15 protein-coding genes are annotated in these 13431 nt (G+C 70.8%); 14 read left to right on the top strand and 1 reads right to left on the bottom strand.

Going from position 1 to position 13431, the window contains the following annotated elements; all coding sequences use genetic code 11:
• Positions 1-2: 2 nt before the first annotated feature.
• From AC0699_RS21885 to AC0699_RS21860, 6 genes are all read left to right on the top strand, one after another.
• Positions 3-635, top strand: a complete 633-nt coding sequence (locus AC0699_RS21885; protein WP_478662694.1) for a hypothetical protein — start codon at positions 3-5, stop codon at positions 633-635.
• A 28-nt stretch (positions 636-663) separates the two neighbouring features.
• Positions 664-1284, top strand: coding sequence for a hypothetical protein (locus AC0699_RS21880; protein ID WP_478662691.1), 621 nt, complete (start codon positions 664-666; stop codon positions 1282-1284).
• Positions 1281-2426, top strand: coding sequence for a hypothetical protein (locus AC0699_RS21875; protein ID WP_478662688.1), 1146 nt, complete (start codon positions 1281-1283; stop codon positions 2424-2426). Before AC0699_RS21880 ends, AC0699_RS21875 begins: the two co-directional genes overlap by 4 nt.
• The gene (locus tag AC0699_RS21870) at positions 2423-3034 is read left to right on the top strand and encodes a hypothetical protein (protein ID WP_478662685.1); all 612 of its coding nucleotides are present in this window, start codon (positions 2423-2425) and stop codon (positions 3032-3034) included. Before AC0699_RS21875 ends, AC0699_RS21870 begins: the two co-directional genes overlap by 4 nt.
• 271 nt (positions 3035-3305) lie before the next feature.
• Positions 3306-4607, top strand: a complete 1302-nt coding sequence (locus AC0699_RS21865; RefSeq protein WP_478662682.1) for a WhiB family transcriptional regulator — start codon at positions 3306-3308, stop codon at positions 4605-4607.
• Between the two features lie 11 nt (positions 4608-4618).
• Positions 4619-4858, top strand: a complete 240-nt coding sequence (locus AC0699_RS21860) for a hypothetical protein (RefSeq protein ID WP_469772055.1) — start codon at positions 4619-4621, stop codon at positions 4856-4858.
• Between the two features lie 233 nt (positions 4859-5091).
• Here AC0699_RS21860 and AC0699_RS21855 read toward each other — a convergent pair whose 3' ends face one another.
• Complete coding sequence (locus tag AC0699_RS21855) at positions 5092-5289, bottom strand: hypothetical protein (RefSeq protein ID WP_478662679.1); 198 nt, start codon at positions 5287-5289, stop codon at positions 5092-5094.
• A gap of 220 nt (positions 5290-5509) precedes the next feature.
• Between AC0699_RS21855 and AC0699_RS21850 the strand changes: the two genes are divergently transcribed.
• Genes AC0699_RS21850 through AC0699_RS21815 form a run of 8 tightly spaced genes read left to right on the top strand, consistent with a single transcriptional unit; the run spans position 5510 to position 13427 of the window.
• Entirely contained in the window at positions 5510-5671 is a 162-nt protein-coding gene (locus AC0699_RS21850) for a hypothetical protein (protein WP_478662676.1), read from the top strand.
• 53 nt (positions 5672-5724) lie between these two features.
• Positions 5725-6843, top strand: a complete 1119-nt coding sequence (locus AC0699_RS21845) for a PqqD family peptide modification chaperone (RefSeq protein WP_478662673.1) — start codon at positions 5725-5727, stop codon at positions 6841-6843.
• Positions 6844-6878: 35 nt separating this feature from the next.
• Positions 6879-8240: a TldD/PmbA family protein gene (locus AC0699_RS21840; RefSeq protein ID WP_478662670.1), complete on the top strand. Its 1362-nt coding sequence runs from the start codon at positions 6879-6881 to the stop codon at positions 8238-8240.
• Entirely contained in the window at positions 8237-9589 is a 1353-nt protein-coding gene (locus AC0699_RS21835; RefSeq protein ID WP_478662667.1) for a metallopeptidase TldD-related protein, read from the top strand. The genes AC0699_RS21840 and AC0699_RS21835 overlap by 4 nt, the downstream gene beginning before the upstream one ends.
• Entirely contained in the window at positions 9586-10533 is a 948-nt protein-coding gene (locus AC0699_RS21830) for an ABC transporter ATP-binding protein (protein ID WP_478662664.1), read from the top strand. The genes AC0699_RS21835 and AC0699_RS21830 overlap by 4 nt, the downstream gene beginning before the upstream one ends.
• Positions 10530-11330 carry a hypothetical protein gene (locus AC0699_RS21825; protein WP_478662661.1) on the top strand — a complete coding sequence of 267 codons (801 nt, stop codon included), beginning with the start codon at positions 10530-10532 and terminating at the stop codon, positions 11328-11330. The genes AC0699_RS21830 and AC0699_RS21825 overlap by 4 nt, the downstream gene beginning before the upstream one ends.
• Positions 11331-11334: 4 nt before the next feature.
• A complete protein-coding gene (locus AC0699_RS21820) occupies positions 11335-12129 on the top strand; it encodes an ABC transporter permease (RefSeq protein ID WP_478662658.1) in 795 nt (264 codons plus the stop codon).
• Positions 12130-12155: 26 nt separating this feature from the next.
• Complete coding sequence (locus AC0699_RS21815) at positions 12156-13427, top strand: hypothetical protein (RefSeq protein WP_478662657.1); 1272 nt, start codon at positions 12156-12158, stop codon at positions 13425-13427.
• The last annotated feature ends 4 nt before the right edge of the window (positions 13428-13431 follow it).

Raw genomic sequence — 13431 nt, 5'->3', positions numbered from 1 at the left:
TCATGGCAAGCCTCATCACCGACCACGGCCCGGCGGAACTCGCCGCCGAGCTGAACGCGCTGCTCGACCTGGACTGGCCCACCGTGTGGGCCGGGGTCCCGGCGGACGAGACCAAACGCGGCTACTGGTGCGAGGGGTTCGGCTGGCAGCCGCTGTGGTTCCAGTCGGGCCTCTGGGTCCGCACGCGCCAGGGCGGCCGTCTGCACCTGGCCTCGGTCCGTCCCGGCCGCCCGGTGACCGGCGTCTCGTACACGGCGTGGAAGGTCCGCGCCGACGTGGCGGCCGACAACCCGTGGGTCGTGTCGGCTGCCGCCGACCAATTCGGGGTCCATCTGGCCGCCCTGCGCGGGATCCTCGGCGCCCCTGACTGGCACGGCGCCTGGGACGCGCCCGACTTCCCCGGAACGCCCACGTCGGGCCGAGGGGACGACGCCGACCGGCGCCGCGAGCACCAAACGCCCCACCGCTTCGCCCGCTGGACCTTCCGCACCCCGGCCGCCCCGGTCTTCGAGCTCAGTGCCGATCTAGGGCTGGGTACGGCACAGGATTCGACGCCGGGTGGTGCGACGATCTCTCTGACCTGCCACGGGCTGGTCGACCCGCAGACGCCCGCGGGGCCTGGCTGGCTGCTGTGACGTACGAGACGGAGGAGAGGGGACCGACATGGGTCTGAAGCTGGAACGGGAGAGCCGCAGCCCGCAGCAGTTGATTGCCGAGCTGCGTGGGCTGGCCGACGTGGACTGGGAGACCGTCTGGAACGGTCCGCCGTATCCGGGGCAGGGCCTGGACATGTGGTGTGCGCAGTTCAACTGGGTGCCGACGGCATTCGAAAGGGTCCTCAGTGTGAGGACCGACGCCGGAGGCGAGCTGTCGTTCCCCTCCTCCGGGCGCTGGGCTCCCGTTCATACCGTCGCTCAGGAGCAGTGGGGTGCCTGGGCCGAGACGGGAGCCGACAATCCGCTCGTCCTCGATCGAGCGGCCCATGTCTGGCCGCTCTACCTGACAGCTGCGTGCTCCGTTCTCGGCGAACCCACCTGGGAGGGTACCTGGGAGAGCGATGACTTCCCTGAGAGCCTGGGCGGCTACCAAATCCCGGGCCCAGAGGAACGCATTGCTCATCGGTCTCCGTACCGGCTGGCCTACTGGATGCCTGCTACGTCCGACCGGCCGTTGACCGTGCTCGCCGTCACCCTCGCGTCGGGAGCAACGGAGACGGCGAAGCCGCGGGGCGGTCTGATGAACCTGAAGTTCTATCCGAGGCCTGCCGGGGGCGGACAACTGTGAGCAGATCCCTGATTCCGGCTGAGATCGAGGCGCTGGCCCTCGAGCTCGCCCACCGCGAAGCCGCTGCCGCTGCGCTGGCGAGGTCCAGGGCCAGGGCAGCAACGATTGCTGACGAGCTGGAAGCTGCCGCAGGCGACAAGAGCATCAGCGAATACCTCAAGGAGTTCGTCAAGGACGAAGCAGGCGTGCAGCCGCCGGAAGGGACCGCACCGCAGAGTGCGTTCTGGTCGTTCGGGCACAAGCACCCAGAGGCTCCGCTGAATCATGAGGGAAAGCCCTTCCTGGACAACCGCTACATTGCCGAGGCCTGGGCCCAGTTGCAGAACGAGCAGCGCCCCGGCTCGGCTCAGACCCTCGAAACCACCGAAGCCGGCCGCCGTTTGAACGAGCTGCACCTCTGGGAGGACGAGGTCTACGAGGAGCTCGCCGCCAGGGACAGCGACATCAGCCGCGAGTTCGCCAGGCAGTGCTGGGCCGACCTCTCCGAGACGTACGCCAAGGCGGCCAAGGGGCAAGTGGTCGTCTTCGCCGAGAGCGGCCACACCCGCTCCATCCTGCACGGCGTGGAGAGCCCCGCCCTCCAGACCAACTCCAGCGTCGGGCTGGACAACATCCACTTCGCCTTCGAAGCACCTCAGTGGTGGCCCGAGACATCGCGCGACGAGATCGGCACGAACGCGGTCCGCGCCGTTGCCCAGTTCGACAACCCGAGCCTCCCCCGCTACCTCGACCCCGAGGTCTACGCGACGTGCGAACCAGAGGTCCGCAAGGAGATGCTCAGCAAGGTCATGGCGGCCGCGACGCCCCAGAAGGAGGCGCCGCAGCAGGAGGCAGTACAGCAGGAGACGCCCCAGAAGGAGGCGGCGGCCGTCGGCCCAAAGACCACTGAAGCCGCCGCAGAAGCCACCACGGAAGCCGAAACCGAAACCGAGGCCGAAGCCCCCGCCGTCCAGGAAACGCCCACTCCCCCCACCACCACGGCCAAACCCGTCCCGCCGCCCCTCTGGCAGGCGGGTTTCACCCCCCGGCCCACCCGTATCACTCCCGGCTCGTCCGGCCCTTCCTCGACGACGACCGGGCCCCCCGGTGTCGACACCGGGCTCGCTTCCCGTACCGCCGGAAATGGAATGGACGGCCCATGAGCTCCCGCTCCGCCCTCACGTCTCTACGACGCCTCCTGCGCCAGGACAGCAGCGACACCTGGGCCGTCCGGCTGCTCCCCCGCATCGTCTTCGGGCTGGCCCTCGCCTACACGCTCTTCGTACTCGCGTCGGCCGGCATGTCCTCGTTCATTGCGGTTTGCGCGGTGCTGGCCCTCGCCGTGACCGGCTGGCTGCTCCGTCGTCGTGGGCAGTTGCTGCTCGGGCTCGTGTCGACGACTGTCACCGCCGCGGTCACCGGCGGCCTGGCGGCCGCGGGTGACATCGCGCGGGGCACCGCGAGCGGACTCCTCAGCGGGCAGGCCGTGTTCGGCTACTGGGCGCTCTCCGGGATGGCCCTCCTCGGGGCCTGGATGGGCAAGGAGCACCCGGGCCGCCGGGGCGTCACCGTGGTCATCGCCGACGTGGTGCTCATCACGATCTCCGCCGTGGGAACAGTCGTTCCCTCGGCGTCCGTTCCCCTCGGGTTCCTGGGCGTGGTCGCGGTGCTGACGGCCCGCGGGGGCGGCATCGCCGCAGTACGCAGGCGTATGCGCGGGGTGAGCCGGCCCGGGCGACGATCTCTTCCGGCCGCCGATTCGGACGGCTAACACCCTGATGAGTGGTCAGCATCCGGCGGGCGCATGCAGGGCGATGCGTTCGAGACAACTTTGCGGTCGCCAATTGGCTTGTTCTAAAGTCCCCGCGGGTCATAGATCAAGTCGGGGGATCACGTTTATGGTCACAACAGCCCATAGGGCGCTGCCTGCACTAATACGGCCAACCACCAGGTCCGCGCCCGCGTCCGCGCCCACGTCGGCGCCCGCGTCCGCGCCTTTGCCCTGTCGGCGGCGGCCCGACATTTTCCGCCACCCGCTCCTCGTGAACCCGCCGGCCGGCACCACGGGCCTCCCCATCCAGACGCGACGGCTCCAGGCTCTCGCGCACGCGGCCCGGCAGCTCTGCTCCTCCTGCCCGCTCTGGGCGGAGTGCCTGCGGGACTCCGTCACCCAGTCCGATCCGGGTGGCTATGCCGCCGCCACCACGCAGGAGGACCGTCGCCGGATCCGCCGGAGGCTCGGAATCGGCAACGCCCAGGGAGACCTGGGGTTCCCACCGGACTCCGGGCCCCGCGCGGTCGGACTCGACGCCGTACTCGACGCGTTCGACGCCCAGCAGGAGCGCCGGAGGGACCGGCCCGGCCGGCAACCGCAGCACCCCCGGGAATCCACAGCACACCGCGTCGAGGCACGTGGTCAGCAGCACGACGACACACACGAGGTATCAATGGCGGCCCCGGCAGGCGAACGAATAACTTTCTCGCTCGAAGATCCGGCCCTCGCCATACAGAAGGCCGTCCTCGGCCCGCTGGTGCACTCCACGCTTCCCACTCTCGAGATCGCCGAGCAGCTCGCCGGGATGATGGCGCACGCGCCCTCCGCCGGGCTGACCCCCCAGCTGCTCGAAGCCTTCCGGGAGGCGCGCCGCCTCCTCGAGTCGTGGCGTGCGAAGACCGGCGACGACACCCCGCGCCGTCCGGCGGACCACGGACTCACCGGATCCGTCAGCGTCGAGCTCGCGACCAGCGACCCCCTCGCCGCCCTGCGCCAGGACATCTTCGAGCCCTTGGTGCGGCGCCTCGCCGAGTCACTCGGCCGTATCGAGGCGATCACGGCGGTGCTCGTCGCGGCCCCGGGCCACACCGTTCCGCACGGCCCTGAACTCGAGGCGGTGCACGCGGCACTGCGCGATCTCGGATCGCAGCTGGAGCAGTACGACGCCATCGCGCCGCTTCGCGAGGACCACTTCTGCGGCCACGACGCCCCGCAGCACGTCGCGCACCCCCGGACCGACCCGCTCCCCCGGACCGACGCGCGCTTCCGGACCGACGCGCATCCCCGGCCCGCCGCACCCGGCACCTCCGCCGGAAGCGTGATCCCGCTCGCCTCCTGGACCGCGCCGAGTCTGCGCAGGGCGGTGGAGCTGGCAGTGGCTTCCTTCCCCGGCCCCTTCACCGGTCGTGACATCCTGCTGGCGCTGCCCCCGGGTTCGTACCAGGATTCGGCGAAGTCGGTCAGCAACGCCCTCTCAGCCATGGTCAAGTCGGGCCGTCTGCGGCGTGTGTCCCGCGGCACCTACACCGTGGCCACCCAGTCCACCGACGCCATCGCCGCGCACTCCTGAAGGGCACTGCCTTGCATCCCAGCCACCCGGCCGCCGATGTCCGCATCTTCTCCCCCAACGCGGGCCTGATCGACGGGGTCCCCGTCACTGCGCCGCCCTACGGCGACATCCAGGAAGTCGTCATCGCGATCCTCCAGCAGCGCGCCCAGCAGCTCGGAGCCCCGACCCCGGCCGTCATCACGGACGGCCGTTACGGCGGTGCGATCCGCATTCTCATCCACCCCGACGGCGCCACCGAAGCCCTGGACTGACCGCCCCGTCGGTCACCGAAGCCGAGCGGCCGGCCGCCACCCGGTCGCCCGGTCGCCCGGCGAGGCTGTCGCACGCCCTTAGCGTTCAGATATATGAACTAGCTTCATCGGTACGAACGACACTTGAGGACGGCAACCGACGTGAGGCTTCCGGTTGCTGTCGACGCACCCTTGGCAGACCTGTCCCACCAGGGGTTTCACGGCCGTCCCTCACGACAGCACTGGTTCAGCTTTCACCAACTCGCCTTGCCTTGAGGCCCTTTGACCGAGAAAAAAGCATAAGGATCTTGACGCTCCAGTAGATCGCAGATACGTTCTTGATGATCTACACGGGGGAAGTGGATGCGGCCCGATAGGCGCCGCATCAGAACGGGGAGCAGGGAAGCACAGCGCAGGCGGCCGACCTCCGCCATATCGCGGTTCTTCAGCACGACCGGATGTCCGTCCATTCGCGTTTTCGCGCAACGGATACGGCGTGCCCGCCAGCCTTTTCCTTTCGGCCTTTCCACGTGTCGTGGCTGCATTCATCGAGCTTCGGGATCGCTCTGCGCGTCGTGCGTGCGTGGAGCGTGACCGATGGGAGGCCGGCACGTCGCAGGCCTCCGCCGAGCGCCCAGCCGGGCGACTACGTGAACGGGGGAGGTGAAGAGCATGGAGAACCTGGACGTCATCGAGGTCGAGGACGACATCGTCGAGTTCGAGTCCGCCGAGGACAACGCGGCGAACGTGGCCAACGTCGGCAACATCGCCAACGTGGGCAACATCGCCAACATCGGCAACATCGCCAACATCGCCAACATCGGAAACATCTGATGAGGCTCGCTGGCGGGGGCCTTTCCGGCCCCCGCCACATCACGGGAAAGGGTATGCCCAACGTGGCGCGCTCGGTCATAGAAGAAAAGATGGATGCGGCCCGCAAGCTGGCCCGCGTGCTTTCCGAGAACAATGACGGATCGATCGACTCGATCTACATCGCGGGAAGTCTGACGGCCGGACTCGGAAATCCCACGAGTGACGCCGATCTGTTCGTTCTGTACGCCGACGAAGCGGCGATGGGCGACGACGTGTCGCAGTACGCCGTCGACGGCCACCGGGTCGACGTGGAGCGCTACACCCTCGCGTTCGTCGAGGAGGCCATCGGCGAGATCACGTCCTTCCGCCTCCAGCGCGACAACCTGACGGACCTCCACAAGCTGCCGTCCAAACTGGACTTCGTCTGCCGTCTGTACACGTCGGAGACCGTCGTCTCGTCGCCCGCGCTCGAGGCCTCCAAGGCGCGCATCGACGCGTCCATCGGCGACATCCGCCAAGTGGCGCTGAACTACTCGGCGATCGCGATCAACGGACACCTCGAGGACTTCCTCGGCGCCTCCGTCGACGGTGACCTCGAGACGGCCGCCCTGGTCGGTCAGGAACTCACCGCGTACGCCGGCAAGGCCGTCGCGGCGGCCTCGGGCGACCTGTACTACAGCAAGAAGTGGGTCTACAAGCAGCTCGCGCGCAACCCCGTCGAGGGCTTCCCGAAGGACACGTTCACCGATTTCCAGCGCGGCACCTGGACCGGTCGCGGCTCCGAGGCCGCCGAGCAGCTGGTCTTCTTCGTTCAGACCTGCATCGCCGCGAGCCAGCTGCTCAGCCGCCAGGGCGTCCCCCTCGACGTCTGGCCGGCCTGGACCGCCCCGGCCGAGCCCGCCGCCGACGGCCTGTGGCGCAACCCCTCGTACAACGTCCTCGGCCAGAGCGACGGCATCCTGCTCCACTGGGAGCTGCGCCGGCAGCTGATGCTGCGCGACCCCGCCGCGTTCGTCTGGGCCCTGTGCGACGGCCGCGGACAGCAGGACGTGGTCGAGGCCGTTGAGCGCCTCGCCGAGCACGTACCCGTCCTGAAGACGATGACCGCCGAGCGCGTCGGGAAGCTGCTGCAGTCGCTGCGCGAGCGCGACCTGGTGCAGGGCGAGCCGTACTCCGTTCTCAGCTCGATCTGACCGGGCCACGGGGGCACAGGGCGATGGGAAGCGTGATGAGTGAGGGACCCGGGGAGGACCGCGGCGTCGAGCGGCTCCTCGAGCTGGCGCAGTGGGCCGTGGAGCGTCTGCAGGCATCGGCCGACTACGTGCAGGCCTACGCCGAGCGCACCCTCGAGGTACGTGTCGAGTGCCTGGACGGCGACGTGCTCGCCACCTGCGTCGAGCCCCGCGAGGGAATCGCCTGCATGGTCCGGCAGGGCGACCGCTGGCGTCACCGCGCCTTCTCCGTGACGGAACTGGCGGCGCTCCCGCAGTGGCTGGACGCGGCGGCGGCCGGCCCGGACGGGACCGGCGTACGGTGGCCGGAACCGGAAGCCGTGGACTTCACGCCCGTGGTCGCCCGGGACTGGCTCGTCCAGGACACCGGGGTGCCCCACTCCCTCCGTACGATGGAGGACTTCACCGCGCGTACCGTCGCCGTCGCCGACACCGACGGCGTCCGGGCCAGCTCCGCCTCCCGCCTGGTGCGGCGGCGCGTCGAAGCCACCGTCACAGCCGAAGGCGGCCGCTACCGGGGCCTCAACCGCTGGCTGGAGCGCGGCCCGAAGGCCGGCCACACCGTCGGCCGCGACGCCGTGGATCCCCAGGACGTGGCGCGTGTGGCCCTCGGCCACGCGCAGGACTCCGCCCGCGCGGCCCTGCGGGGACGCCACCGCACCCCCGTCGTCTTCGGCCCGTCCGCAGCCGTCGGCTTCCTGCACGAGCTCGTCGGCCATGCCCTCGAAGGCGACAACTTCGCCATGCGCAGCGACTACATCGCCGCGCTGCGCAAGCCGGGCGCCGTCCCCGCCGTGCTCTCGCTGCACGACGACGCCACCCTCGCCGACGGCTACGGCTCGTACGAGATCGACGACGAGGGCATCGCGGGCCGCACGACCGTCCTGGTCGCGGACGGGGAGATCGGCTCACCGCTCACCTCCGTACGCGCCGCGCAGCGCCACGGTTACACGCCCACCGGCAACGGCCGCCGCCGGGACTACCGTGAGCTGCCGCTGCCCCGGGCCAGCAACACCGTGGTCCCGCGCGGCGACGAGGATCCGGCCGCCCTGCTGGCGACCTCCCGCGAGGGCCTGCTGCACGTCGGCTGCCTGGGCGCCGGAATGATCAACCTCTCCTCCGGCGAGTTCTCCTTCGCGGCGCTCAACTGCGCCTACATCACCCCCGACGGCCATCGCGTCCCCGTCCGCGACGTCAGCCTCTTCGGCGATGCCCTGGACACCCTGGCGCGCATCGAGGGCATCGGTTCGGACTTCGGCGGCGACAGCATCACCTGCGGAAAGCAGGGCCAGATGATCGGAATCGGTCTCTTCTCGCCCTCGATGCGCTACTCCGCACTGGATTGGAGCGCGGCATGAGAGTGCTGGAGACAAGGACGGCCGAGGGCCTGGCCTCCGCGGCCGCCGTCGAGGACTCCCTGCACGACGGGGAACGCGCGGCCACCTTCCTCGAAAGGACCGCCCGGCGACGGCTCACGGCCGACCCGGCCGGCCGCAAGCGGCTCTTCGTCGACGACGCCGGTTTCGGCGGCTTCGTACGCCTCGACCGGGACGGCCGGGAGCTGTACCTCAACGCCAACGAGCTAAGCGCGCAGGGCGCGGCCGGGCTCCTCGCGAGCGGACGCCACCTCTTCCACCTCGGCAGCCCCGCCCCCGCCGCCGAGCGCGGCGGGGCACACCACCCCGTACAGGGCGCCGACGGTGGCTGGGAGACCACGACCGAGCGGCTCGACATGGCGGCCGCGGCCGGCGGCACGGCCGCTCTGACGGACGCTGTCGCCGCCCGGCTGCGCCCCGGGCAGGTCATCGGCAGCCTGCAGGTCTCCGACGTACTGCGCGAGTCGGTCTTCGCGGACAGCTCCGGAACCCGGCTCTGGGACCGCTGCTACGGCGTCGAGCTGACCGCCGTCGCCACGAGCGCCGACGGCACCCGTGCGGTCTCCGCCTCCCGGTACGCCACCAGCCTCGACGGGATCGACCCGGCGGACCTCGGCCTCGAACTGAGCCTGATGGAGGCGGGCATGGCCGCCGGGGAGCGCCCCTTCGAGGGTCCCCGCGTCGTCTTCGCCCCCAGCGCGACCGCCCAGCTGCTGCGCGCCCTCGTCAACACGATCCTGCTCAACCCCGTGGCGCGCCCGGCACCTCTCGTCACCTCGCTCGTGGACGAGGGTCCCCGCCCGGACGCGTGCGGCGCCCGGTCCTTCGACTGCGAGGGCACTGCCACCGGCCGTACGGAGCTCATCGGTCACGACGGCGTGCAGCGCGCCGTCGCCACCCGCAAGGCGCACATCGGCGGCGTCGGCGGTGCGGTCGCCGGGAGCGGACGGCTGACCGGGCACGCCTGGTGGAACCCGCTGAAGAACTTCCCCCAGCTGACGGCCGGCAACGTCCGGCTGACCCCGGCCGGCGCCGGCGACACCCTCCTCTCCGGCGAGCGCTGCGTGGTCGTGGACGCCCGCACCCTGGGCGTCGAGGAGTTCCGCTCCGGCGGCCAGCTGGCGTTCCGGCTGCTGGCCGCCCGCGTGGTGGACGGCGTACCGCAGGAGCCCTTCCGCCCCATGTCCGTCGAGGGCGAGGCCATCGACTTCCTCGCGTCCGTCACGGCGGTCGGCGAGAGCGTGTCGTACTTCCCCGGACAGATCTCGGCCGGTGGCGGCTACCTGGAGATGGACCTCACCCGGGTCACCTCGAAAGCGAGAGAGCGATGAGCACAGCCGACAAAGGCCTTGAAGCGCGCGGACTCGTCCGCGAGTTCAGCGCCAAGGACGGCACCGTGCGGCGGGCGGTCGACGACGTCGCCCTGACCGTCAGGCCCGGCGAGCTGGTCTCCGTGCTCGGCCCCAACGGTGCGGGCAAGACCACCACCGTCAAGATGCTCACCGGCCTCCTGCTGCCCACGTCCGGCACCGTGCTGATCGACGGCCACGACGTCGTACGCGCCCGCCGCCGCGCCTCGCTGGCCTGCGGATTCAGCCTGGGCGGCGACACCGGCCTGTACCCGCGGCTGACCGCGCGGCAGAACCTGGACTTCTTCGGGCTCATGTACGGCCTGCGTGGCGCCCGGCTGGAGTCCCGCGCCCGGCTGCTGCTGGAGGAGGTGGACCTCGCCGACCGCGAGGGCGACCTCGTCGGGTCGTTCTCGCGGGGCATGAAACAGCGGCTGCACCTGGCGCGCGCCCTGCTCCACGACCCGGCCGTGCTGATCCTGGACGAGCCGTCCGCCGGCCTCGACCCGCAGTCCGCCGCCGCCATGCGCGCCCTCGTGGCGCGGCTGGCGGGGGAGGGCCGCAGCATCCTGCTGACCACCCACGACATGCGCGAGGCCGAGGAGCTCAGCGACCGGATCGTGCTGATGAAGGGCGGCCGCGTCCACACCGAGTCCACGGCCGCCGAGCTGCGGCTGACCGCCGCCGAGCGGCTCGGCCACGTGGTGAACGCGGTCTTCGCGGGCGCGGAGGTCCCCGACGGGATCAACGCCTGCCCCGGGCTGATGAACGCGGAGCGCGACGCCGGAACGCTCACCCTGCGGGTCTCCGACGGGGCTGCCGCCGTACAGTGGCTGCTCTCCGCCTTCCCGGGCATGACCACCAGCGTCGCGGTCACGCCGCCCACCCTCGAAGAGGTCTTCCTCGACATGGTGACGGCGTCGTGACGGCCGTGACCTCCGGGCCCGCGGGCCCTGCGACCCGTACGGCGGGATGGTTCCTGCCCACCTTCGTACGGGCGCTGACCGACCAGCTGCGGATGCACGCCTCCAGCCCCATGGCGGTCTTCTCCACCCTGGCCATGCCGTGCGTCTTCGCGTTCGTCGTGCACGCCAACGCCACCGGTGGCGCCGCGCGCGACACCACCGGTGACATGGCCGTCGGCTCCGCGGGCATCGGCATGCTCGACTCGATCATCGTGCTCGTCGTCGTCAGCCTGCTCGGCGAGAAGCAGTGGAAGACGCTGTACGCGGCGCTCGGCAGCCCCGGCGGACTCGTCCCGGTGGTGCTCGGCAGGCTGACCGGCACCGCCGTCCAGTCGCTCACCGCGCTGCCCGGCACGCTGGTCATCCTGGCCCTGCTGTTCGGCGTCGGCGACGACTTCGACTGGGTGCGCTGGCTGGCCGGCGGAGTGCTGCTGGCCTTCGCGACCGCGTCCGTGGTGGGCCTGCTCGGCTTCGCCGTACTGCGCTTCCCGTACTCGGCCGGCATGACGAACGGGCTGACCGGCCTGGTCATGGCGCTCAGCGCGCTCATCGTTCCGCAGTCCGCCCTGCCGGGCCCGGTCCAGAAGCTCGCACTCGTGATCCCGCAGTCCCACGTCATGGCCTGGGTACGCGGCAGCGGTACGGGCGAGCTGCTGGCAGCCCTCGCGCTGACCGGCGCCTACTGCGGACTTGTCGTGCTCTCGGTCCGGCGGCTGGAGAGCATCGCCCGCCGCCAGGCCCTGCCCCTGGAGGCGTGACCTCATGGAAACCCGCATCGAGGATCGCCCGGGCAGTGCCGTCGGCGCCGCCCTGCACGGCGCGGCACTCTCGTACCGCGCCCTGTTCACCTGGCTCAACCCGCTCGGCTACCTGAGCTCCCGCATCGTCCGCCCGATCGGCATGGCGATCGCCTTCATCTCCCTGTCCACGCACTACGGGGCCGCGGCCGGGCGCATGCTCGTGGCGTCCAGCCTGCTGGCGGGCGCCGGAGCCGTCGTCTACGGCATGGCGCTGTCCATCGGCAACGAGCGCTCGTTCGGCACCCTGGGGATCTGGCTCGCCGCACCCCAGAACAAGCTGGCCGCGGCGTGCCAGCGGGCCCTGCCGCACATCGTGGACGGGTTCGTCGGCGGGCTGTGCACCTATCTCGTGTGCTGCCTGCTCTACACCACCCTGCCGATCGGGCTGCCGGAGTTCGCCGGCCTGCTGGCCGTCGGTGTGCTGACCACCGCCGGCTTCGGCCTGTCGCTGTCGGCCCTCGCGCTCGTCATCGAGGACCTGTTCGTGGGGCCCAACATGGCGGAGCTGGTCCTCATGGTCCTGTCGGGAACCCTGGTGCCGCAGGACCGGCTGCCCGGCTTCCTGGTGCCCGTGAGCGAGGCAATGCCGCTCAGCCACGTCATGGAGGCGGTCGAGCGAAGCCTCGCGGGGCGCCCGCTCGGGGCGGCCCTGCTCGTCGAACTCCTCGTCGGAGCCGCCTGGTTCGCGGCCGGCGCGCTCTTCCTGCACCTGGCGGTCCGCCGGGCGTCCGCCCGTACCGCGCTCGGCAACGCCTAGAACACTCAAGAGAAGGAAAAAGCCACATGTCTACCCTCAGCCGCTCGGCGAACGCCTGGATCGACCCGCGAGGCTCTTTCGCGGCCACGGCAGGCCGGCGTGACGGCCTGATCACCCGTGACAACCTCGACGCCCGGCCCCTGACGGCCGACGAGCCCTACCTGGTGCCCTCGCTGCCGGTCGAGGTGCACTGCCACGGGCTGGGGGACGTCGATTTCTCCAACTTCGCGGAGATCGACCTCTTCGCGGTCGACAAGCACGCCGCCTCCGAGGGCCTGCTGTGCATCCCCACCCTCTACCTCCGGCAGGACCGGCTCGACGGCTTCGTCGAGTTCATGCGGGGCTTCGCCGCGCTGAAGGCCGACGGCCAGTTGCCGTTCGTCCCCGCCATCGCGCTGGAGGGTCCGCTCGTCGCCAGCTTCGGCGGCACGCCGGCCTCCTCGGTGTGGGCACCCTCCAAGGAGGAGTGGGAGAAGCTTGCAAGCTGCGGCCCGCTCGGCCTCGTCTACATCATGATCTCGCCGGACGCCCTGCAGTCCAGCTCCTACCTCGCGGCCCAGTTCACCCCGGACCACCCGCCGCTGGAGTGGATCGTCACCCGCCTCGTCGAGAACGGCGTACGCCCGGCGCTCGGCCACTTCGCCAAGGAGAACCCGCAGCTCGGGGCGGACTGCATCGAGGAGGTGCTCGCGGCGGCCGAGGCGGCCGACTGCCCGCACTCCGGCGTCCGCGTGGTCACCGACCACCTCTTCAACGAGATGCCGCTGCTGATCAAGCACGCCTTCCGCACCTCCAAGGCGCGCGCCAACCGCGACGCCCTGCTGGCGAGCTACGACCTCCCGTCCTGGAACCTGGCGGACCTGCACGAGCAGGTCGGCCCCGTACCGGCCGCCATCATGCGCGGCGCCCACCAGGGCCGCATCGCCGCCTGCCTCAACTTCGACGGCGAGCACGTCGACTTCGCCATCGCCAAGCGCGCCATCGAGATCGTCGGCCCGCAGAACATGATGCTGATGACCGACCGCAGCGACACCGCGCGGCTGGCCGGGCAGGACCTCCACCAGGAGCCCGGCAGCGACCTCTGGTACCAGGAGCAGGGCGTGGTCGCGGCCGGCACCCAGCCGATCGACCAGCAGATCGCCAACGTACGGGCTCTGGGCGTCTCCGAGACCGACATCTGGCACCTGGTGTCCTTCACGGCGTACCGCACCTTCTTCCCCGAAATCGACCTCGAGGGGGAGCAGTTCCGGCAGGGGTGCCACGTCGACGCCGACCGGCAGCGCTTCGCGCTGCTCTGACCCT

This window comes from Streptomyces sp. NPDC043870, assembly GCF_056435785.1.
The sequence above is the reverse complement of the archived record's forward strand: the minus strand, read 5'-3'. Positions and strand labels throughout refer to the sequence as shown.